The following is a 20,551-nucleotide window of genomic DNA, read 5'->3' on the forward strand; positions in this document are numbered from 1 at the left end:
GGCCTAACTCGCCGCCAGAAGCTCGGCCTTGACGGCCGCCAGCACAGCCTGGCCTTCGCCGCCCTGGATACGGGCAATATCTTCCTGATATTTCAGCAGCGTACCCAGAGTGTCGCCGATGGTTTCCGGATCAAGCGCCAGCCGATCCAGTTCGGTGAGCGCGGTCGCCCAGTCTATGCTTTCGGCAATACCCGGATTCTTGAAGAGGTCGATGGTCCTCAACCGCTGCACATAGGCGACAATCTGGCGCGACAGCTGTTCGTTGCAGCCCGCAACCTTGCGGCGGATGATCGCCAGTTCGTCCGCCGCACTCGGATAGTCGACCCAGTGATAGAGACATCGCCGTTTGAGGGCATCATGGACTTCTCGGGTTCGATTGCTGGTGACGATGACGATCGGCGGCTCGGCAGCCTTCACCGTACCGAATTCGGGGATCGTCACCTGAAAATCGGAGAGTACCTCCAGCAGGAAGGCCTCGAACGCTTCATCCGTGCGATCAAGCTCATCAATCAGAAAGACAGGCGCCTTGCCCGGCTCACCGCTCAGCGCCTGCAGGACGGGCCGGCGGATCAGATAGCGTTCGGAAAAAATGTCGCCTTCAAGCCGCCCACGATCTGAAACGCCGCTTGCTTCCGCCATGCGGATTTCCAGCATCTGGGCCGGATAGTTCCATTCATAGACGGCGGAGGCAACATCCAGCCCTTCATAACACTGCAATCGGATGAGAGGTCGATCCAGCGCCTTGGCCAGCACCTTGGCAACTTCGGTCTTGCCAACACCCGCCTCGCCTTCGAGAAACAGTGGTCGCTGCATGCGCAGAGCGAGAAACACGACGGTCGCAAGCGATCGCCCAGCCAGATAATCATGCTGTGACAGAAGTTCGATCACGGAATCGATCGATTCCGCCCTTGGCAGTTCGGCACTTTCCGGCATGTCTCCTCCCAGACGTTCGGAAAATCTTACAGCGTGCGAAAGCCCCGGTCCAGATAGAGCAGAGCAGGCCGGTCGGGTCCAAAGTTCACGGCCTTCACTTCACCGAATAGAACAGTATGGGTCGCCGTGACCTTCTGGTCGACAACCAGGCAATCAAAGGAAACAATCGCATCCTCCAGAACCGGTGCGCCCGTGACAAGCGTTGTCCAACGACCAAGCGCAAAGCGTTCTTCCACCAGGAGCTTGCCGAAGCCGGCGAAGGCATTGGCAAGATCGAGATGCGGTTCAGCGAGCGTATTCAGCGCAAAATAGCCGCTTTCGAAAAAAACCGCGTTGCTCTCATTCCCGTTGTTCAGGCAGGCAAGCACCATGGGTGGACTGTCGGATACCGAGCAGGCCGCCGTAATCGTGACACCGCGTTTGATGCCAGCGTGATCGGTCGTAACCACCTGCACATGCCCCGCATAATGGCTCATCGCCTCACGATAGGTCGTGGGGTCCAGTTCCTGCCTGCTCAACAATTCTTTCGCTCCGCGCACCGCTGATCGTGTCATGGCGGCAATATGGGCAACAAGTTTTACATTTTCCACAACGTGGCTGAACTTTGCCCATGAAAGAGAACAGCCTATTCCATTTCCTCCAACGCCGGTTTGCCATAGGATTGGCGCAGAAAAGCCACGGAGTGAACATGCAAAGTCTTTTGGCAAGCCTGACGGCCACCCTTCTGGTGATCTCACCATGGGGCTCGATAGCCAGGGCAGACAGCCTGACAATCGCAGTTGTCGCGCCCCAGACCGGCGCCTTCTCCGTGCTGGGTGATCAGGTGCGCGCTGGTGCAGGCGTGGCGGCCAAGGGTCTCGACATAAGCCTCGTCCCCATAGACGAGAGCTGTGAAGCGGGAAGTGGCGCTTCGATCGGCGAAGCGATTCGCGATAGCGGTGCCATTGGCGCCATCGGTTTTCTCTGCAGCGAAAGCCTGGATGGCGCATTGCCCATACTGGCCGAAAAGGCAATTCCAGCCATCTCCCTGTCCGTTCGGTGGAAAGGCTTGATGGAAGATTCGCTCAAGGAGGGTTGGCCTTTCTTCCGGCTGGCGCCAACGACGACGGAGGAAAGTGCAAAACTTTCCGAAGTCATTCTTCGGGATTGGGCCGACAAGCCCGTAGCCCTGATCGAAGACGGCACGATCCGTGGACGCGAACTCTCCGAAGCAATCCGGCTTAGTCTTGAGGAGCGAGGACTGAAGCCTGTCTTCATCGACACCTTTCGTCCCGGACAGGAACAGCAGGTGGCGCTGGTCCGCCGCCTGAAGTCTGCCGGGGCGACGCATGTCTTCATCGGCGGCGACCGCAATGATGCCGCCATCATCGCCCGCGACGCTGCCGCCGAGGGTATCACTTTGACGCTGCTGGGTGGCGACACACTGTCTGCTGCCGATCAGCCTGTCCCACTCGCCGATGGTGTGCTGGCCGTCTTGCCACCCGAAAGCCTGCCGCCCACCGACCAGCCGGGTGTGGCGGAACGCTTCACGGCAGATGGCGTCGTCATGGAAGGTTACGCCCTCCCCGCCCATGCGGCAGTGACCATTCTGGCAGACGCGCATGGGATTTCCTCCGCCATGGGCCTGCCCTTGATCGATGCGCTTGTCGGAACTGCCTTTGACACGGCAATTGGCACCGTCACATTTGGCGATGATCAGGAACTGGTCGACAATCCCTATCGCCTTGGCATCTGGCAGGGCGACAGGTTCGAGACCGTTTCACCCAACAGCCAGTAAAACGTCACAGAGGATAAGGCCAGTAGGCCTGGGTGAAGACGCCACCATCGACCCAGATGGTCTGCCCCGTGACAAAGGCGGATTGATCTCCGGCAAGGAACAGCACCGGCCCGGCGATATCCTCCGGCGTTCCAACACGCCGAAGCGGCGTTACATCGCCCCAGGTCTTGGCATAATCCGGCGCCTCGGCCTTGGTCCTCGCGGTCTCAATCGCACCCGGCGCCACGCAATTGACGCGGATGCCATGAGGCCCGAGCTCCACTGCCGAAACCTTGGTGAACTGCTCGATACCTCCCTTGGAGGCCGTATAATCGACGAGCCGCGGAAAGGCGTGCTTGTTGCAGCCGGACCCGAGATTGATGATCGATCCGCGCTTGCCTCCAGCGATCATATGTTTCGCGACGACCTGCGTATTGACAAACGTTCCCTTGAGATTGGTGCGGATAACGGCATCCCACCGTTCCTCGGAAAGCTCCAGCAGCGGCGCCCAGGTCTGGATGCCGGCATTGTTGATCAGCACTTCCGGTGCCTCACCGGCCCAGTTCTCCGCCGACGCAACAAACTCTTCCGTCGCCAGCATGTCCGCCACGTCGCAGGACATGGCGAAGGCTCTGCCGCCTTGGGCTTCGACCTCGGCGATCACCTCCGCCGCAGCAGCATCGTCCTGAAAGTGCCCGAAGGCCACATCATAGCCCTCGCGCGCAAAGGCTGAAACGAGATGCCGTCCGATCCCCGAACTGCCGCCTGTGATGATTGCCAGTCGTCCCATGTCCATCTCCTCCATTGCATGAAGAGGGATGCCTCGTGCCCTTCGCAAGGTCAAGCGGCGGATAATATCATGCTCCACCAAGGTTTTGTTGCCGAGCTATGGGGTGAGTGTTATGGCGAGCGCAAATTAGCCCTCCAGACATCAACTACCGCAAGGAGTTCTTTCATGTCGCAACCCGTTTTGATCGCCCCGTCCATACTGGCTGCAGATTTCGCCAGGCTGGGCGATGAGGTTCGTGACGTCGTCGATGCCGGCGCGGACTGGATCCATCTCGATGTTATGGATGGCCACTTCGTGCCCAACATCTCCTTCGGCCCGGCGGTGATCAAGGCTTTGCGTCCCTATACGAAAGCCGTCTTCGACTGCCATCTGATGATTGCGCCTGCTGACAATTTCCTCCCGGCATTCGCTGATGCCGGTTGCGATATCATCACTGTACATGCTGAAGCCGGACCGCATCTCCATCGCTCGCTGCAGTCGATCCGGGCGCTGGGCAAGAAGGCAGGCGTCTCGCTCAATCCGGCAACACCGCTTTCGGCGATCGAGCATGTCCTGGATGATCTCGATCTCATCCTGATCATGAGCGTCAATCCAGGCTTCGGTGGCCAGAAATATATCCCTTCAGCAACAGACAAGATTGCAAAGACCAGAGCACTGATCGGCAATCGCCCGATCGACCTGGAAGTGGACGGAGGCATTACGCCGGAGACAGCCCCGCTTGCGACGAAAGCCGGCGCCAATGTGCTGGTTGCCGGGTCGGCAATCTACAAGGGACGGGGCGTTGACGATTATCGCAAAACGGTCGACACTCTCCGGCAGGCAGCCGAAGGAGGACGCGGTTGACAGCATTCGGAAGAGCCATCGCGGCGACCGCCATACTCGCCTGGCATGCACCGGCGACAGCCGCCGACATCGCCAGTATTCGTCCGCTCGGCTTTTCTGCAAATGGTGACACCTTCGCCTTCGAACAGTTCGGCATTCAGGACGGTTCGGGTTTTCCCTATGCCGACATTTTTGTCATCGACACCATAAAGGACAAATATCTACCCGGGACACCGATCCGCGTGCGGCTGGATGACGAGACGCGCTCGCTTGCCGAAGCACGGTCGATGGCGATGGAAAAGGCAGCGCCCTTTCTAGATTCATCAAAATTTGCCGCAGATCCGGGTCAATGGGTGGCGTTTAACCCGGTCAGCGAATTGAGCAGCCCGGCCCAAGAATTGCGTTATGTGCCCTTCCCGACTGAAAGCCAGTATGGAACGCGCTACACCCTGACGCTCGAAACATTCACTCAGCCTGCTCCGGCCTCTTGCAAGGATCGCGTCGATGAGGTTGCGGGTTTCCGTCTCCAGATCAGCGAAGACGACAAGCCCGAGACAGAACGGCTCGTCTATGAAGACAAGAGCATTCCGGGGAGCCGAAACTGTCCGAGCGGCTACCGCCTGGGTGGCGTCGTCACACATTTTCCGTTTGAAGGCCCAACCCTGCATATGGTCCTCGTCATGACCTACAGCTTCGGTTTCGAGGGTCAGGATGGTCGCTGGATCGCGATCCCTGTCCGCCCATGACGGTTTTTGGCAAAGAGGACGGCTCGAGACTGGCGCGAGAGCCCTCTCGACAGCACTTTGGCGGGAGACTGCCGAAAGTATCGCTCTGGCTCGGCGGCGCGCTCGGTTGGGGCGTGGCAATGTCCCTTTCCTTCCTCGCCTCGCTCTACATCATTGGTCGACCGACCGGCAGCCATGACAGCGTCCTGCTGGTTCTCTATTTCACGGGTGCCGTTCTTGGCTGGCTGGTCGCACTGCCCCTCTTATGGCAGGTGCCGGGACGCCGCCCGACCGAAACCAAATTTGCAGCCGGCTTTCTTCTTCTGGGGGTCGCCACGATTGCAGCAACGGCAGGCTTGTTTGCGCTGGAGTATCGTCTCTTCTATGCCCAGTGGCACGCCCCTTTCCTCTCCCGCATCTGGATGTTCCAGTTCGTTTTCACCTCCGCCTCTGCGGTCTACCAGTTCGCCGTCCTCGGCCTGCCTCATTATCTGCCCTTCGGATTTGGTGGACTCGCAGCGGTTGCCGGTCTGCTGGCGGCCCACAGGCGTTGAGATTGCTGTCCTGCTTTGCTAAAGCGGGCCAACATTTTCAGAGCCAAGAAAGAACTTTCCATGATCCCGCGCTATTCCCGACCAGAAATGGTCGCCATCTGGTCGCCCGAAACCAAGTTTCGCATCTGGTTCGAGATCGAGGCCCATGCCTGCGACGCGCTGGCCGAGCTTGGGGTTATTCCGAAGGAATCGGCACGTACGATCTGGGAAAAGGGTGGCTCAGCCGAGTTCAATGTCGCCCGGATTGACGAGATCGAAGCTGTCACCAAGCATGACGTCATCGCCTTCCTCACACACCTCGCCGAGTTCATCGGCCCGGATTCCCGTTTCGTCCACCAGGGAATGACGTCTTCCGACGTTCTCGACACAACGCTGAACATTCAGCTGGTCCGCGCCGCCGATATCCTGATTGCCGATATGGACCGTGTGCTGGCCGCTCTGAAGGCCCGTGCCTTCGAACACAAGGATACGGTTCGCATCGGTCGCAGCCACGGCATCCACGCCGAACCGACCACCATGGGCCTGACCTTCGCCCGCTTCTATGCGGAGATGGCGCGCAACCGCGACCGCCTGGTCAACGCCCGGGCAGAAATTGCGACAGGCGCGATTTCAGGTGCTGTCGGCACCTTTGCCAATATCGATCCGCGCGTCGAAGAGCATGTCTGCGCAAAACTCGGCCTGCAGCCAGAGCCGATTTCCACGCAGGTCATCCCGCGCGACCGTCATGCCATGTTCTTTGCAACCCTTGGCGTTATCGCATCATCGATCGAGAACGTCGCTGTCGAGATCCGGCACATGCAGCGCACAGAAGTTCTGGAAGCGGAAGAGTTCTTCTCGCCCGGCCAGAAGGGCTCGTCCGCCATGCCGCACAAGCGCAACCCGGTTCTGACGGAAAACCTGACGGGGCTTGCGCGGCTCGTTCGCATGTCGGTCGTCCCGGCCATGGAAAACGTGGCGCTCTGGCACGAGCGCGACATCAGCCATTCGAGTGTTGAACGGGCGATCGGTCCAGACACCACAATCACACTCGACTTCGCGCTCAATCGCCTTGCCGGCGTGATCGAAAAGCTGGTGATCTATCCGGAAAATATGTTGAAGAACATGAACAAGTTCCGTGGTCTGGTGATGAGCCAGCGGGTTCTCCTGGCGCTGACCCAGGCAGGCGTGTCGCGTGAGGACAGCTATCGCCTCGTCCAGCGCAACGCCATGAAGGTCTGGGAACAGGGCAAGGACTTCCTGGAAGAGCTGCTGGCCGACGAGGAAGTGCGTGCTGCACTCTCCGAGGAGGATATCCGCGAGAAGTTCGATCTCGGCTATCACACCAAACATGTCGACACGATCTTCAAGCGCGTCTTTGGCTAAAGCCGCAGCATGGCACCGCACATTGGTTCAGGCGCATGGAAACATGCGCCTGAACTGTTTCAAATGCCGACTGGATGGCAGTCGACCATCCTCCAGCGGCCAAAGGCTGGATCTACAGGACCATGCGGCGATAGAGGTGCCATGTGGCGTGGCCGAGAATCGGCACGATAATCACGAGCCCGACCATCAAGGTCGCCATTCCCGCAACAAGAGCGAGTGCAACGATCAGCCCCCAGAACGCCACAGGCACCGGGTTGAGCATGGCTGCCCGTACCGATGTATGGACTGCGGACGCAGCACCGACGTCACGATCCAGCAGAAGGGGGAAGGCGACGATGCTGATGACAAGTGCAATCAGCGCCAGTCCCAAGCCGACGAGATTGCCCCAGAAGATCAACGCCATGGCATTGGGATGCCCAAGCACGTTCGAGGCGAAGCCAAGGAAGCTAGGGTTTGGATAATCGCCAATGAAGCCCAGATAAAGGGCGCGTGCCGCAACCAGCCAGATCATGAAAAGTGTCAACAGATAGACGCTCATCATCAGGAGCGACGGCAAGGCCGGAGACTGTTTGAGGGCAAAAACCTGCGCCCAGCTTGCATCCTGCCCATATTCGCGTCTTCGGCTGATTTCCATCAAGCCGATCGCAAGCAGAGGCCCGAGAAGTGCAAATCCTGACAGCAGAGGGTAGATCATTGGCAGGAGATCCACACCGGCGCTCCAGGCAATCAGAACCATACCGGCCAGCGGATAAATCAGCCCCACAAATGCATAATGCGATGGCTTTTCACGGAAGTCCTCGACCCCCGCCCGAAGTGCATCCAGCACATCGGAGGTCGATATTCGCCTCACCTCCGGTCGCACCAGCACACCGGAAGCGCCTGTCATGACATGAAAGTTCGACATCCTCATTTCCTCCTCTAGCGAACAATACTGCAAGCTGTCTGTGAAACATGAGGCGGCACATCTGGTGCCGTCACGACCATCGACCGCATCTCACCCCGCTATCGAGGTCGTGGCAGGCCAGATGGCTAATCATCGTGTTCTTTGCCCATATAGAGGGCTGACCGGACAAGACTAGCAGGATCTGCAGGATAAATCCCCATACAACCTGACGGGGAACGCAGTTGTGAACGCGACAGTGCCTGGGGAAAGCCAACCCGCCAGAGCACCGGAGGATATCAAGGGCCCGCACACCGACCATTCATGATGGAAAAGTAGGTCGGTCCCTTGACGATCGGGCGAGGCGAAAGCAGATAGGGCGCATGAAAGTCTCAGAAGCTGAAATCCTCATCGTTCCGGGCTATACCAATTCGGGTCCAGACCACTGGCAAACCCGATGGCAGGCGAAGTTGTCCACCGCGCGCCGCGTCGAGCAGGCGGAGTGGTCAAAGCCTGTGCGCGAGGACTGGATTGCCAGAGTGGTTGAAGAGGTCAATCGTGCCGAGCGACCGGTGGTCCTTGTCGCCCATTCGCTGGGTATTCCGACCGTCATCCACGCCATTCCGGAGTTCAAGCGACCCGTCGCAGGCGCCTTCCTTGTAGCCCCACCAGATGTGGCCAATCCGGCAATCCGGCCAAGGCACCTGATGACATTTGGCCCCTATCCCCGCGACCCACTGCCCTTCCCGTCAATGATGGTTGCGAGCCGCAATGACCCCTTTGGTGAATACGCGCATGCCGAAGACATGGCGAACTGCTGGGGCTCGGCCCTGGTTGATGCGGGTGAATCCGGACATATCAACGCCGAGTCCGGACATGGACCGTGGCCAGAAGGCACTTTGGTGTTTGCGCGGTTTCTGACACGGCTCTAGACAAACCGCTCCGTCTCACCACGCTACACAATCAGAGATAACGTTAAAACAGCAAAAACCTCAACCGAAGATTTAATAAGGATGCGTTAAACCGCCTTTAACTGCGCGACTTCTAGCATGCCGCAGACATTGGGGCCGGATGCATGTTGCGACAGACCGAGATTGCACAGGAAAACCATCAAGCACGGGGGGGGACTGTTGCCCTGGCGGACTTGCCGCTACCTGCTGCAACCTATGATTTGCATGGCCGAAGGCTGGAAGCCAATACTCGCTTTCAAGCGATGACCTGCGATCGATCTCTTGGTGAGCTTCTTCTCCCCGAAGATTACACCGCGCTGATGAGCGCAATCACAAGCATTGCATTGCAGCCAAATTCGGCACGCAGTCTGAATCTCACGCTGCAAGCCGGATCGGACACGAAACGGCATGTGATTGCAACTCTGTGCGCCGCACCCGACAGCGGTACCGCGATCGTCCAACTCACCGATATCACCCCGACAATGACAGCGCTTGCTGACGTCAGCGAACGCGAAAGCCGCTGGAACAACGCCCTCGTCAGTTCGCTCTCTGGCGTCTGGGACCAATACATGGACGGGCGCCTCTATTACTCGGACATGTGGCGCAAAATTCGGGGCCTCAGGCCAGAGGACCCTGCCCCACCCAGCACCGAGGAATGGCTCGAATTCGTCCACCCACAGGATCGCGAACGTGTGCTCCACGCCATCGCGCGCCAGAATGCCGGCGATCCAGACTTCACGGCTTTCGAATACCGCGAATGGCATCGGGATGGGTATTATGTCTGGATCGAATGCCGAGGGGCCTGCATCGAATGGGACAACGATGGCAATCCAACCCGCATTAGCGGTACAGACACCGATATATCCCAGCGAAAGATCCAGGAAGAATCACTGGGTAAACTTTCAAAGCGCCTGCAACTCGCCCTCGAAGTATCCGGCGTGGGTGTTTTCGAAGCTGATTTTGAAGCGGGAACAACAACCTGGGATGACGGCATGCGGCGGATCTTTGATCTGCCCGACAAGTCGGTGCAGATCGGTGGCCTCTGGGAAGAGATGCTGCATCCCGACGACAAGGCCCGGGTGATCGAAAAAGTCGAGCGCCATATCGAAACGCGAACCGCCTTCACGGACGACTACCGGGTGATCGACAAGAAGGGCCAGATCCGCCACATCCGCGCGAATACCCTGCCCTATCTGGATTATGACGGCCATCTGAAGATGATCGGCGTCAACTGGGATATGACGGAAGACCATCGACTTCGCGAAGAGCTGGAAAAGGCGAAACATCTGGCCGAGGCGCGAAACGCCGAGCTTGAAAGAACCAAGGCAACCGCCGAGCACAGCGCCCTGCATGACTACCTGACGGCCTTGCCAAATCGCCGATATCTCGAGGCTAAACTGGAGTCTTGGGAAGATGAGAAGGGCGGCGAGAGGAACGGACTGGCCGTTTTGCATGTGGACCTCGACCGGTTCAAACATATCAACGATACGCTTGGCCACAACGCCGGCGACGCGATGCTCCGCCACGCCGCGGAAATTCTCAAACAGACCCTGGCACCCGACGCATTTGCGGCGCGTGTTGGAGGTGACGAATTCGTCATTCTTGTCGAGTACAACGGATCGGTTGAAGCGCTTTCCCGTCTCGCAAACGGCATCATTGAAGAAATGCGCAAACCAGTCCGACATGACGGACAGACATGCCGCTTCGGCTGCAGCATCGGCATTGCATTTGCCGCCAGCAGCGTCATGGATGCACGCCAACTCGTCCAGAATGCCGACATCGCTCTGTACAAGGCAAAACATCGCGGCGGAAATCGCTGCGAGTTCTACTCGCATGACACGCGTCAGCTTCTGACCACCTCGCGCAAACTGTCGGATGAGATACTCGAGGCAATCGAACTTGATCTGTTCGAGCCTTACTTCCAGTTTCAGTTCAGGGCCCAGACTCAGGAGATAAGCGGAGCGGAATGCCTGGTGCGCTGGAACCACCCCGAGCGGGGAATTCTCGGACCAGACAAGTTTCTGGCGATCGCCGACGAGATCGGCGTTCTTGCCCAGATCGACAGTATCATTCTGAAGAAGGCGCTCGCGCATTTCCACAGCTGGCAGCGTGAGGGGCTGAACCTCCCGAAAATCTCGGTGAATGTCTCATCCAAAAGGCTGGATGACCCGGATCTGCCCAAAGACATTTCAGCGCTCAACATCCAACCGGGCACCGTGTCATTCGAGCTTCTCGAATCGATCTTCCTTGATCGTGAAAGCCCGATGGCAGTGAAGAACCTTTCGCATCTGCGAAATCTGGGTATAGACATCGAAGTGGACGATTTTGGAACCGGCCACGCCTCCATTGTGGGTCTGCTCAATCTGAAGCCGCGCTCGCTCAAGATCGACCGGCAACTGATCAATGACGTCCCGTCAAGTGCCGAACAAAGAACCTTGGCAAAATCGATCATCGAGATCGCTAGATCGCTGAAAATTCAGGTCATAGCCGAAGGTGTCGAAACGCAAGATCATGCACGGATCCTGAAGCATCTGGGCTGCGACATCCTTCAGGGCTTCGGTCTTGCACGTCCGATGAGCGCAGCGAAAGCCGCAGAATTCATGCGCAAAAGATGAGGCCGATCCGCCTATTGGAGGATCGGCCTCGAAAAACACACTGGCGGATTAACCGGCTCAGGAATTCTGGATCTGCTCCACAGCCTGCGCCAGGAACTCGTTCATCTTGGAGCGAAGCTCTTCGTCGGTCACCGAAACACCGCCGGCGGAAAGATCATTGCGCAACTTGCGCATGACGTCTTCGTCGCCCGCCTCTTCAAAATCGGCGGCGACAACTTCCTTGGCATAGGCATCGGGATCAGCCTTGCCAAGCAAGCCTGCAGCCCATAGCCCGATCAGTTTGTTGCGCCGCGCTTCGGCCTTGAAGCGCAGTTCCTGATCATGGGCAAACTTGTTTTCGAAAGCCTTTTCGCGATCACTGATACCGCTCATTTGCATCTCCCAAATAGGCTACCACCCGGCAGCGTCGTGTTCCCATTAATCAAAAGCATGCCCAAAGCGCAATGCAAACTTGCGTCATGAGTTGGCCGCGAGGCCCAAGTGCGACCTTTTGGTGGGATCGAGAATCTGTTGCATTGTGAAAACCAAGCTTTTCCTTTATGGGACCGCTTCAAGCACTGATCCACTGCGGCCCGATCGAGCCGCCACCAAAAGAGAAAAAACCGCTATGAACCGTCGCCGCCGTGTTTACGAGGGCAAGGCCAAGATCCTCTATGAGGGTCCAGAGCCAGGGACGCTGATCCAGTTCTTCAAGGATGATGCCACCGCCTTCAACAAGAAAAAGCATGAAGTGATCGATGGCAAAGGTGTTTTGAACAACCGGATCTGCGAATACATCTTCACCCATCTCAACAAGATCGGCATTCCGACGCATTTCATCCGCCGGATCAACATGCGAGAACAGCTGATCAAGGAAGTCGAGATCATCCCGCTTGAGATTGTCGTGCGCAATGTTGCTGCCGGCTCGCTGTCCAAACGTCTTGGGATCGAAGAAGGTATCGTTCTGCCGCGCTCGATCATCGAATTCTACTACAAGTCCGATGCGCTGGCCGATCCTATGGTCTCCGAAGAGCACATCACTGCCTTCGGTTGGGCCAATCCGGCAGAGCTTGACGACATCATGGCTCTTGCCATCCGGGTCAATGACTTCCTCTCGGGGCTTTTTCTGGGCATCGGCATCCAGCTCGTTGACTTCAAGATCGAATGCGGCCGCCTTTATGAAGGCGACATGATGCGCATCATTCTTGCGGACGAAATTTCGCCCGATAGCTGCCGTCTGTGGGACATCGAGACCCGGGAGAAGTTGGACAAGGACCGCTTCCGCCACGACCTCGGCGGGCTGCTTGAGGCCTATCAGGAAGTTGCAAAGCGCCTCGGTATCATCAATGAGAACGAACCGTTGCGCGGCACCGGTCCGGTTCTGGTCAAGTAATATCTGGAGAAAACGCAAGTGATCAAGGCACGCGTCACCGTCACCCTCAAGAACGGCGTTCTCGACCCCCAGGGCAAAGCCATCGAAGGCGCGCTGGGCGCACTTGGCTTTGAGGGTGTCGGACAGGTCCGCCAAGGCAAGGTCTTCGATCTCGAGCTTGCCGGCGACGACAAGGCCAAGGCGGAAAGCGACCTGAAGGCCATGTGCGAGAAGCTCCTCGCCAACACCGTCATCGAGAACTATACTATCTCCGTCGCCTGACGGTTGTAGGAGATGCGCGATGGCTGAAGTCACCAGCGAATTGATGTTCGAGCTTCTGAAGAAGCTCCCTCAGAGATTTGACAGGGTCGATTTTGCCATAAGCGAGTTGCGCGCGGATCATCAAACAATGCGCGCACAACTGCATGCGCTGCAGGGTGACGTCAACAACCTGCGCGCAACAGTCGGACACTTCGAAAGCCGGTTAGACCGGATCGACAATCGTCTGGAACTGCGCGAGTTCCAGGAAGCCCAATTAAGGTTCGAGCCACAGCCATGAAATCAGCCGTCGTCCAGCTCCCAGGCCTCAACCGTGACCGCGACATGATCGCGGCCCTGACCAAGATCTCCGGCCATGCGCCCGTCACGATCTGGCAGACGGAAACCGAGATCCCCGATGTCGATCTGATCGTCATCCCCGGCGGCTTCTCCTATGGCGACTACCTGCGCTGCGGCGCGATCGCCGCCCGCATGCCCGTGATGCAGGCGATCAAGGAAAAGGCCGAGAAGGGCGTCAAGGTCATCGGCGTGTGCAACGGCTTCCAGATCCTCATCGAAGCAGGCATGCTGCCGGGCGCGCTGATGCGCAACACCTCGCTCAAATTCGTCTGCAAGGAAATCAAGCTCGAAGTCGCAAACGCAGACACCGACTTCACACGCGCCTACGCCAAAGGCCAGATCATCCGCTGCCCGGTTGCCCATCACGACGGCAACTACTTCGCCGACGCCGAGACGCTGAAGGCGATCGAAGGCAATGGACAGTTGGTCTTCCGCTACGCGGACGGCACCAATCCGAACGGCTCGATGAACGACATCGCCGGCGTGATCAACGCGAAGGGCAACGTGCTCGGCATGATGCCGCATCCGGAAAACCTCATCGAAGCGGCCCATGGCGGCAATGACGGTCGTGGCATCTTCGCTTCGGCTCTGGATGTCATCGCTGCGTAACGAGCGATATCAACGCAGATAACAGTCGCTATCGAGGCGGCGCAAGCGGGATTTCTGTGATGCACCAGCGCGTTGGCCTTTTGCTTGTTTTATTCTCAACCGCCGCGCTTGCTGCCTGCGGGCCGACGTCGAATCGGCCATCAACGCAGGGGCAGTCGGCACTGGATGTTATGGAGCGTGTCGCGGTTGCAGCCAATTCCTGCTGGTTCAAGTCGGGCGACGCCGCGTTCCAGAGCTACCAGCTTTCCCCGGAATTAAGCTCTTTCTCGGGTCGCCCGCGTATCCTGCTCGTGCGCAAGGGATCACGCGACGACCGACCGGTGCTGGTGGTTCAGGCAGAAGGAACACCACCGCGTCTTGACGCTTTCGGCCCGTTGCTGAATGAGGATATAGCACCAAGGATCCGCGAGGACGTCGTTCGCTGGGCCAATGGCAACAAAGGCTGCTGACGCGCATTGCGAAAGCCATCGTGGCTGTCATGACCGCGTCGCCACGATGTTTACAATCCAAAAACCCGCTACAAACCCGGGGCGCCGGTCATTTTCCAGTCGCACCCGACGCAGGCATACGTTATAGCCTGCCTCGAAACCGATCTCCCACCGATCTCCATTGCCCTGAGAGCCAGATGACCGTCTCCAACTCCCGTCCCATCACCGCAGAATTGATCGCAAGCCACGGCCTGAAGCCGGACGAATACGATCGCATCCTGAACCTGATCGGACGCGAGCCGACCTTCACCGAGCTCGGGATCTTCTCGGCGATGTGGAACGAGCACTGCTCCTACAAGTCGTCCAAGAAGTGGCTGAAGACGCTGCCAACCAAGGGTCCGCGCGTCATCCAGGGTCCGGGCGAAAACGCCGGCGTCGTCGACATCGATGACGGCGATGTCGTCGTCTTCAAGATGGAGAGCCACAACCACCCGTCCTACATCGAGCCCTATCAGGGTGCGGCAACCGGCGTCGGCGGTATCCTGCGCGACGTCTTCACCATGGGCGCCCGTCCGGTCGCGGCCATGAACGCCCTGCGCTTCGGTGCCCCTGATCATCCGAAGACCAGGCATCTGGTGGCCGGCGTCGTCGCCGGTGTCGGCGGTTACGGCAATTCTTTCGGTGTTCCCACAGTTGGCGGTGAAGTCGAATTCGACCCCCGCTACAACGGCAATATTCTCGTCAACGCCTTCGCCGCAGGCCTTGCAAAGTCTGACGGCATCTTTCTGTCGCAGGCCAAGGGCGTTGGTCTTCCGGTCGTTTATCTCGGCGCAAAGACCGGTCGCGACGGCGTCGGCGGCGCGACCATGGCGTCGGCCGAATTCGACGAGTCGATCGAAGAGAAGCGCCCGACCGTTCAGGTCGGCGACCCCTTCACCGAGAAGTGCCTGCTCGAAGCCTGCCTTGAGCTGATGAAGACCGGCGCCGTCATCGCCATTCAGGACATGGGCGCTGCCGGCCTCACCTGCTCGGCTGTCGAAATGGGCGCCAAGGGCGACCTCGGCATCGAGCTGCATCTCGACAAGGTGCCGGTGCGCGAAGAGCGCATGACGGCATACGAAATGATGCTGTCGGAAAGCCAGGAGCGCATGCTCATGGTGCTCGAGCCCTCCAAGGAAGAGGTTGCCAAGGCGATTTTCGTCAAGTGGGGCCTCGACTTCGCCATCGTCGGCTACACCACCGACGACCTGCGCTTCCGCGTCATCCATCAGGGCGAGGAAGTCGCGAACCTGCCGATCAAGGAACTCGGCGACGAGGCTCCGGAGTATGACCGCCCCTGGATCGAGCCGAAGATCGCTGCCCCGCTGACCGAGAACGATATCCCGGCCGGCGACGTCGCAGACGCGCTCCTGAAGCTCGTCGGCTCAGCCAACAACTCCTCGCGCCGCTGGGTCTACGAACAGTATGACACGCTGATCCAGGGCAATTCGCTGCAGCTGCCCGGCGGCGATGCCGGCGTCATCCGCGTCGAAGGCCACGCCACGAAGGCGCTCGCCTTCTCCTCCGACGTCACCCCGCGCTATGTCGAGGCCGACCCCTTCGAAGGTGGCAAACAGGCGGTCGCCGAATGCTGGCGCAACATCACGGCGACCGGCGCGCTTCCGCTGGCAGCGACCGACAACCTGAACTTCGGCAATCCCGAGCGCCCCGAGATCATGGGCCAGTTCGTCTTCGCGATCAAAGGCATCGGCGAGGCCTGCAAGGCGCTCGACTTCCCGATCGTCTCGGGCAATGTCTCGCTCTATAACGAGACCAATGGCCAGGCCATCCTGCCGACCCCGACGATTGCCGGCGTCGGCCTGATGAAGGACTGGAAGAAGATCGCCCGCATCCGCTTTGCCGCTCAGGGCGAGGCGATCCTGCTGGCCGGCGCACCCTCCGGCTGGGGCACACATCTCGGCCAGTCCGTCTATTTGCGCGACATCCACGGCCGCACCGATGGTCCGGCCCCGCATGTCGATCTCGCGCATGAAAAGAAGGTGGGCGATTTCGTCCGTGCTCTGATCCAGGACGGCCTTGCAACTGCCGTACACGACTGCTCGTCGGGCGGCCTCGGTCTTGCTGTTGCGGAAATGGCCATGGCTTCCGGCATCGGTGCGCATATCAACGCCCTGAACGATGCGAACCCCATCGCCGTCTTCTACGGCGAAGACCAGGGCCGCTATGTGCTGACCGTCAAGGAAGCCGATGTCGACCAAGTGCAGGCCCGTGCCGAAGCCGCTGGCGTCTTCTGCCCGTGGATCGGCCGCACCGGTGGCTCGAACGTCGTGCTCGGCGATGCAAAGCCGGTCGCGGTCGAGGACTTGAAGAAGGCCCACGAGGCCTGGTTCCCGGCCCTCATGGACGGCGAGATCGCCTGACCCCAATCGATCACATGCCTGTGGAGCATGGGGTAGGCGCGCCCTACCCCATTGAAAGACTTCGGCGAATGGAAGATAGTCAGGCACATTGCTGATTTGCATGAGGGACCCATTACATGCCGATGAAACCAGGTGACATCGAAGACATGATCAAGGCCGGCATTCCGGGAGCAAAGGTCGTTATCCGCGACCTCGCCGGTGACGGAGATCACTACGCAGCCGAGGTCGTCGCCGAAGCCTTTCGCGGCAAGAGCCGGGTGCAGCAGCACCAGATGGTCTATGAGGCTCTGAAGGGCAATATGGGCGGTGTGCTGCATGCGCTGGCGCTGCAGACGAGCGTTCCGGACTGAAAACCCGCGATCAGCGCTTCTTTGGAGTTGGCTCGCTTTCGAAAGCGGGCCATTTTTTTACGCAGCAATTGGCACATCGGCAGGCTGGGCGTGGGAAGCGCTCCACGCAAAGGGGCCTGCGGTCAGCATTGTGAAGTCGAAATCGGATCGCTTGTCCGGCCCCAACACATACTGCCGATGCATTCGCAAAAGGTTTCGTTTGTTCTTCCGATACCGGTCTTCGGACAATGAATGCTTGAACCGGATTGTGAGGATTGTCGGTCGCGGTGCATCGGCATGACCGCTGAGTTCAACCGTATCGCATTTGTAGAGATGGATGGGATCCGTCAGGCATTGAATATCGGTCCAATGCGTTGCGGGATGACGAGCCAGATGACCAACGCGAGCACGCAGCGTCTTGGCACTTGAGAGCAAGCCGCATTGAAGGGCTGCTCCGCCCAAAGTGACAAAAACCAGTTTTCGCGATGAAAAGAGATCGGGGCGCAATTCCAGTACCCGCGCCATGACGCTGATTGCAAGGCTCGCGCCCATGCTATGCGACGTCACGAGAAGCTCATCGCTTTTATCAGTCACCAGTTTTGCAATCACCTGGGCGGCACGCTGATCAATCCATTGAGAAATTTGGGCATTGTCGTGGGCAACGGCGACTGCCATTCGCCAATCGGCAAAGAGATGGAGGACGTGGAAACGGTCCGACATCGGCAAGAAGAGCTTGAAAAAGAACAGCAACCCCAACGGCAGGCTTAACCCATACCACCACGCAGACGCAGCAAGCATAGCCGGCAGTAAGGCAATGCCGCCGGCGACAAGCATGCCAATCAGGATGAAGAGAAACGGAAAGAGGAAGAACAGACCAAAGCGCCAGGCGTGTCTCAAAAACCGATGGGCACCGCCTTCGCGGATCACAACGGCGCCAGCGACGAAACCTTTGGCAAGTCGTCGTAACAGGTGTTCGCTCTGGAGCGTCGAAATGATGTCGTTGTGGTCCATGACCACGATCTCGCTATGCGTGCCGGCACCATCGAAGGAAGTGTCGACAGAGAATTCTGAAACGCCTCCTGTTGTTGTCAGTGGGCTGACCACCCAATCAATGCCCCATGCACGCGCCGCCTGCGCGGCCGCGCGCTCATAGCGATCTCGGTGTTGAGTCGCACTCAGCGGTTCAAACCCAGGAAAATGAATTACAAGTCTTGTCGAAATCGGCTTCAAATCAATCACTTTCAATAAGCACGCTCCCGCAGGAGACCGCGCTTGCTAGACAAGAAAATGGCAGATTAAAAGACAAAAGGTCGCAAATTCAGTAAACAAGGTCAGTGGGGAGCGAAGAAAATGACAAATCTGATTAATGAGGTCGTTAGCAAGGTCGTTGAAGGCGTAATTGACGAAATCCTGCAGAAGACGAGAGGCAAGACAACACGCAAACGCAAGCGCCAGAAACGGTCACCAACAACGGGGCGCTTCGTTAGGAAGAAAAAGACGACGGCCCGTAAGCCTGCCCGCAAACAGGTCAGTCGCCGCAGGACTGCAAATAGCCGATCACGACAGCGCCGATCCTGATTTTGCAGATACGAAAGAGCAGCATTCTGCCTGCTCTTCACTCTGGCAATATTGCCCTCCCCTTGCTATTTACAGTCAGCAGGTGACAACGGCGGACCTTGAATCCGCAGTCGAAAGGAAGCGCCATGAGCGGCATAAACGAATTCATCGACAATGAAGTGAAGAGCAACGACGTCGTGCTGTTCATGAAGGGCAGCCCGCAATTCCCCCAGTGTGGCTTCTCCGGGCAAGTGGTTCAGATTCTCGATTATCTTGGTGTCGACTACAAGGGCATCAACGTACTGTCTGACATGGAAATCCGCGAGGGAATCAAGCAGTATTCCAACTGGCCGACCATTCCGCAGCTCTACATCAAGGGCGAGTTCGTCGGCGGTTGTGACATCGTCCGCGAAATGTTCCAGGCCGGAGAACTTCAGAAGCATTTCGAGGACCAGGGCATCGCGGTTCGCGGCGCTGCCTGATCAGGACACCCGCCGGCATACCTGAACGCGAGTGCGACCAAGGCGCTGCAGCCCGCGGCGCCTTGCTTCCGTTTTTGAGGACATTTTCATGTCAGATTCATTAGAGCCGGCACCAAGAATACTGGGTGCCATGGGGCGGGCAGAATTCATTGCGATGATGGCTTTTCTGATGGCGTTAAACGCCCTCGCAATCGACATCATGTTGCCGGGACTGCAGGAAATCGGCGCATCGCTGAATGTCGACAACGAGAATCACAGGCAGTATGTGGTCTCGGCATACCTGATCGGCTTCGGTGTCGCGCAACTCTTCTATGGTCCAATAGCCGACCGCTTCGGCCGTAGGATGCCGATGCTCATCGGACTTTTGATCTACATTGTTTCGTCACTGGCAGTCGTTCTCGTCCCAAGTTTCGAAATGCTTCTTGTCCTGAGATTCGTGCAGGGCATCGGCTCTGCTGCAACGCGCGTCATCACCGTCTCGGTCGTCCGTGATGTCTATGGTGGTCGTCGCATGGCAGAAGTGATGTCGTTGATCATGATGGTATTCATGGTCATACCAGTGGTCGCACCCGGAACCGGCCAGATCATCATGCTCTTCGGGCACTGGCACTGGATCTTTGTCTTCATGGCCGCCACTGCCGCCATTGTGGCCGTGTGGATGTATATTCGCCTACCCGAAACACTGTCCAAGCAGGATATACGCCCCTTTACGGCCGGGGCCATCCTGGAAGGTTTCCGGATCGTGCTGACGGATCGGATCGCCCTTTGCTATACCATTGCCAGCACCTTCATCTTCGGCGCCCTGTTTGGCTTCATCAACTCGGCCCAGCAGGTTTATGTCGGCATCTATCAGTTGGGGGTCTGGTTTCCGGTGGCCTTCGCAGCGGTGGCGCTTTTCATGGCGCTCTCGTCCTTCGTGAATGCGAGACTGGTCGGTCGCTTCGGTATGCGAAAACTGTCCCATGCATCCCTGCTCGGCTTCATCGCCATCAATCTTGTATGGTTTGTGGCCCAGGTGGTGGGCCCTCAGCCGATGCCGTTCCTTCTGTTCATCACCTTCTTTTCTTTAGCCATGTTCCAGTTTGGCTGGATTGGCTCGAATTTCAATGCACTGGCCATGGAGCCTCTGGGGCACGTTGCAGGCACAGCCTCGGCAGTTCTCGGTTTCATGGGCACAGTTGGCGGGTCCATCATTGGCGCTGTCATCGGCCAGGCCTATGACGGCACAGCCCTGCCAATGGTCGCAGGATACTTCGTCGTGTCCTTGATTGGTCTCATCTTCGTGCTGATCGCTGAGAAGGGGCGGCTTTTCCAGGCACAGAACCAACCGCTGTAACCCTCCAACAACAAGGAGGAGGGGCAAGCACTAT

The 20,551-nt window shown here is 58.3% G+C and carries 23 protein-coding genes; 17 read left to right on the forward strand and 6 right to left on the reverse strand.

Annotated elements, in window-relative coordinates; translation table 11 throughout:
* Positions 1–3: 3 nt before the first annotated feature.
* Together FE840_RS14535 and FE840_RS14540 are read right to left on the reverse strand one after the other, a co-directional pair.
* Entirely contained in the window at positions 4–933 is a 930-nt protein-coding gene (locus FE840_RS14535) for an AAA family ATPase (RefSeq protein ID WP_138286213.1), read from the reverse strand.
* Between the two features lie 26 nt (positions 934–959).
* A complete protein-coding gene (locus tag FE840_RS14540) occupies positions 960–1,454 on the reverse strand; it encodes a flavin reductase (protein WP_343058592.1) in 495 nt (164 codons plus the stop codon).
* Positions 1,455–1,621: 167 nt separating this feature from the next.
* Here FE840_RS14540 and FE840_RS14545 point away from each other — a divergent pair, with 167 nt between their 5' ends.
* Positions 1,622–2,710 carry a branched-chain amino acid ABC transporter substrate-binding protein gene (locus FE840_RS14545; protein ID WP_138286214.1) on the forward strand — a complete coding sequence of 363 codons (1,089 nt, stop codon included), beginning with the start codon at positions 1,622–1,624 and terminating at the stop codon, positions 2,708–2,710.
* Between the two features lie 4 nt (positions 2,711–2,714).
* Here the strand turns inward: FE840_RS14545 and FE840_RS14550 are convergent, their stop codons facing one another.
* Positions 2,715–3,479 carry an SDR family NAD(P)-dependent oxidoreductase gene (locus FE840_RS14550; protein WP_138286215.1) on the reverse strand — a complete coding sequence of 255 codons (765 nt, stop codon included), beginning with the start codon at positions 3,477–3,479 and terminating at the stop codon, positions 2,715–2,717.
* Between the two features lie 165 nt (positions 3,480–3,644).
* Between FE840_RS14550 and rpe the strand changes: the two genes are divergently transcribed.
* The 4 genes from rpe (at position 3,645) to purB (ending at position 6,942) form a co-directional block, all read left to right on the forward strand.
* Positions 3,645–4,322, forward strand: coding sequence for a ribulose-phosphate 3-epimerase (rpe, locus tag FE840_RS14555; protein ID WP_138286216.1), 678 nt, complete (start codon positions 3,645–3,647; stop codon positions 4,320–4,322).
* Entirely contained in the window at positions 4,319–5,047 is a 729-nt protein-coding gene (locus tag FE840_RS14560; RefSeq protein WP_138286217.1) for a DUF2259 domain-containing protein, read from the forward strand. Before rpe ends, FE840_RS14560 begins: the two co-directional genes overlap by 4 nt.
* 119 nt (positions 5,048–5,166) lie before the next feature.
* Entirely contained in the window at positions 5,167–5,580 is a 414-nt protein-coding gene (locus FE840_RS14565; protein ID WP_246318782.1) for a hypothetical protein, read from the forward strand.
* 60 nt (positions 5,581–5,640) lie between these two features.
* Positions 5,641–6,942, forward strand: coding sequence for an adenylosuccinate lyase (gene purB, locus FE840_RS14570; RefSeq protein ID WP_138286218.1), 1,302 nt, complete (start codon positions 5,641–5,643; stop codon positions 6,940–6,942).
* A gap of 112 nt (positions 6,943–7,054) precedes the next feature.
* On the opposite strand, the gene FE840_RS14575 is transcribed toward purB, so the two are convergent.
* Positions 7,055–7,846, reverse strand: coding sequence for a DUF2189 domain-containing protein (locus tag FE840_RS14575; RefSeq protein WP_138286219.1), 792 nt, complete (start codon positions 7,844–7,846; stop codon positions 7,055–7,057).
* 359 nt (positions 7,847–8,205) lie between these two features.
* Between FE840_RS14575 and FE840_RS14580 the strand changes: the two genes are divergently transcribed.
* Positions 8,206–8,754, forward strand: coding sequence for an RBBP9/YdeN family alpha/beta hydrolase (locus FE840_RS14580; RefSeq protein WP_138286220.1), 549 nt, complete (start codon positions 8,206–8,208; stop codon positions 8,752–8,754).
* A 143-nt stretch (positions 8,755–8,897) separates the two neighbouring features.
* Complete coding sequence (locus tag FE840_RS14585; protein ID WP_138286221.1) at positions 8,898–11,387, forward strand: bifunctional diguanylate cyclase/phosphodiesterase; 2,490 nt, start codon at positions 8,898–8,900, stop codon at positions 11,385–11,387.
* 57 nt (positions 11,388–11,444) lie between these two features.
* Here the strand turns inward: FE840_RS14585 and FE840_RS14590 are convergent, their stop codons facing one another.
* The gene (locus FE840_RS14590; protein WP_138286222.1) at positions 11,445–11,759 is read right to left on the reverse strand and encodes a DUF1476 domain-containing protein; all 315 of its coding nucleotides are present in this window, start codon (positions 11,757–11,759) and stop codon (positions 11,445–11,447) included.
* A 235-nt stretch (positions 11,760–11,994) separates the two neighbouring features.
* Between FE840_RS14590 and purC the strand changes: the two genes are divergently transcribed.
* The 7 genes from purC (at position 11,995) to FE840_RS14625 (ending at position 17,163) form a co-directional block, all read left to right on the forward strand.
* On the forward strand, positions 11,995–12,759 hold the full coding sequence (gene purC, locus FE840_RS14595; RefSeq protein WP_138286223.1) for a phosphoribosylaminoimidazolesuccinocarboxamide synthase: 765 nt from the start codon (positions 11,995–11,997) through the stop codon (positions 12,757–12,759).
* A gap of 18 nt (positions 12,760–12,777) precedes the next feature.
* Entirely contained in the window at positions 12,778–13,020 is a 243-nt protein-coding gene (gene purS / locus FE840_RS14600; RefSeq protein WP_138286224.1) for a phosphoribosylformylglycinamidine synthase subunit PurS, read from the forward strand.
* 19 nt (positions 13,021–13,039) lie between these two features.
* A complete protein-coding gene (locus FE840_RS14605; protein ID WP_138286225.1) occupies positions 13,040–13,297 on the forward strand; it encodes a hypothetical protein in 258 nt (85 codons plus the stop codon).
* Positions 13,294–13,965, forward strand: a complete 672-nt coding sequence (purQ, locus tag FE840_RS14610) for a phosphoribosylformylglycinamidine synthase subunit PurQ (RefSeq protein WP_138286226.1) — start codon at positions 13,294–13,296, stop codon at positions 13,963–13,965. The genes FE840_RS14605 and purQ overlap by 4 nt, the downstream gene beginning before the upstream one ends.
* Positions 13,966–14,024: 59 nt before the next feature.
* On the forward strand, positions 14,025–14,414 hold the full coding sequence (locus FE840_RS14615) for a hypothetical protein (RefSeq protein WP_138286227.1): 390 nt from the start codon (positions 14,025–14,027) through the stop codon (positions 14,412–14,414).
* 176 nt (positions 14,415–14,590) lie between these two features.
* Positions 14,591–16,813, forward strand: a complete 2,223-nt coding sequence (gene purL, locus FE840_RS14620) for a phosphoribosylformylglycinamidine synthase subunit PurL (RefSeq protein WP_138286228.1) — start codon at positions 14,591–14,593, stop codon at positions 16,811–16,813.
* 116 nt (positions 16,814–16,929) lie between these two features.
* A complete protein-coding gene (locus FE840_RS14625; protein ID WP_138286229.1) occupies positions 16,930–17,163 on the forward strand; it encodes a BolA/IbaG family iron-sulfur metabolism protein in 234 nt (77 codons plus the stop codon).
* A gap of 57 nt (positions 17,164–17,220) precedes the next feature.
* Here FE840_RS14625 and FE840_RS14630 read toward each other — a convergent pair whose 3' ends face one another.
* The gene (locus FE840_RS14630) at positions 17,221–18,246 is read right to left on the reverse strand and encodes a hypothetical protein (RefSeq protein WP_425502132.1); all 1,026 of its coding nucleotides are present in this window, start codon (positions 18,244–18,246) and stop codon (positions 17,221–17,223) included.
* A 246-nt stretch (positions 18,247–18,492) separates the two neighbouring features.
* Between FE840_RS14630 and FE840_RS20890 the strand changes: the two genes are divergently transcribed.
* The 3 genes from FE840_RS20890 to FE840_RS14640 all read left to right on the forward strand — a co-directional run bounded on the left by FE840_RS20890 (position 18,493) and on the right by FE840_RS14640 (position 20,517).
* On the forward strand, positions 18,493–18,720 hold the full coding sequence (locus FE840_RS20890; RefSeq protein ID WP_138286230.1) for a hypothetical protein: 228 nt from the start codon (positions 18,493–18,495) through the stop codon (positions 18,718–18,720).
* Between the two features lie 125 nt (positions 18,721–18,845).
* On the forward strand, positions 18,846–19,181 hold the full coding sequence (gene grxD / locus FE840_RS14635) for a Grx4 family monothiol glutaredoxin (protein WP_138286231.1): 336 nt from the start codon (positions 18,846–18,848) through the stop codon (positions 19,179–19,181).
* 130 nt (positions 19,182–19,311) lie between these two features.
* Entirely contained in the window at positions 19,312–20,517 is a 1,206-nt protein-coding gene (locus FE840_RS14640; RefSeq protein WP_138286717.1) for a multidrug effflux MFS transporter, read from the forward strand.
* Positions 20,518–20,551: the final 34 nt, after the last annotated feature.

The organism is Peteryoungia desertarenae (assembly GCF_005860795.2).
GTDB classification, from domain to species: Bacteria; Pseudomonadota; Alphaproteobacteria; order Rhizobiales; family Rhizobiaceae; genus Allorhizobium; species Allorhizobium desertarenae.

Excerpts from the sequence above, each read along its gene's own strand:
- FE840_RS14535 (WP_138286213.1), bottom strand. The coding sequence starts at position 933 with ATGCCGGAAAGTGCCGAACTGCCAAGGGCGGAATCGATCGATTCCGTG.
- FE840_RS14545 (WP_138286214.1), top strand. The coding sequence starts at position 1,622 with ATGCAAAGTCTTTTGGCAAGCCTGACGGCCACCCTTCTGGTGATCTCA.
- FE840_RS14550 (WP_138286215.1), bottom strand. The coding sequence starts at position 3,479 with ATGGGACGACTGGCAATCATCACAGGCGGCAGTTCGGGGATCGGACGG.
- rpe (WP_138286216.1), top strand. The coding sequence starts at position 3,645 with ATGTCGCAACCCGTTTTGATCGCCCCGTCCATACTGGCTGCAGATTTC.
- FE840_RS14565 (WP_246318782.1), top strand. The coding sequence starts at position 5,167 with ATGTCCCTTTCCTTCCTCGCCTCGCTCTACATCATTGGTCGACCGACC.
- purB (WP_138286218.1), top strand. The coding sequence starts at position 5,641 with ATGATCCCGCGCTATTCCCGACCAGAAATGGTCGCCATCTGGTCGCCC.
- FE840_RS14575 (WP_138286219.1), bottom strand. The coding sequence starts at position 7,846 with ATGTCGAACTTTCATGTCATGACAGGCGCTTCCGGTGTGCTGGTGCGA.
- FE840_RS14580 (WP_138286220.1), top strand. The coding sequence starts at position 8,206 with ATGAAAGTCTCAGAAGCTGAAATCCTCATCGTTCCGGGCTATACCAAT.
- FE840_RS14585 (WP_138286221.1), top strand. The coding sequence starts at position 8,898 with ATGTTGCGACAGACCGAGATTGCACAGGAAAACCATCAAGCACGGGGG.
- FE840_RS14590 (WP_138286222.1), bottom strand. The coding sequence starts at position 11,759 with ATGAGCGGTATCAGTGATCGCGAAAAGGCTTTCGAAAACAAGTTTGCC.
- purC (WP_138286223.1), top strand. The coding sequence starts at position 11,995 with ATGAACCGTCGCCGCCGTGTTTACGAGGGCAAGGCCAAGATCCTCTAT.
- FE840_RS14605 (WP_138286225.1), top strand. The coding sequence starts at position 13,040 with ATGGCTGAAGTCACCAGCGAATTGATGTTCGAGCTTCTGAAGAAGCTC.
- purQ (WP_138286226.1), top strand. The coding sequence starts at position 13,294 with ATGAAATCAGCCGTCGTCCAGCTCCCAGGCCTCAACCGTGACCGCGAC.
- FE840_RS14615 (WP_138286227.1), top strand. The coding sequence starts at position 14,025 with ATGCACCAGCGCGTTGGCCTTTTGCTTGTTTTATTCTCAACCGCCGCG.
- purL (WP_138286228.1), top strand. The coding sequence starts at position 14,591 with ATGACCGTCTCCAACTCCCGTCCCATCACCGCAGAATTGATCGCAAGC.
- FE840_RS14625 (WP_138286229.1), top strand. The coding sequence starts at position 16,930 with ATGCCGATGAAACCAGGTGACATCGAAGACATGATCAAGGCCGGCATT.
- FE840_RS20890 (WP_138286230.1), top strand. The coding sequence starts at position 18,493 with ATGACAAATCTGATTAATGAGGTCGTTAGCAAGGTCGTTGAAGGCGTA.
- grxD (WP_138286231.1), top strand. The coding sequence starts at position 18,846 with ATGAGCGGCATAAACGAATTCATCGACAATGAAGTGAAGAGCAACGAC.
- FE840_RS14640 (WP_138286717.1), top strand. The coding sequence starts at position 19,312 with ATGGGGCGGGCAGAATTCATTGCGATGATGGCTTTTCTGATGGCGTTA.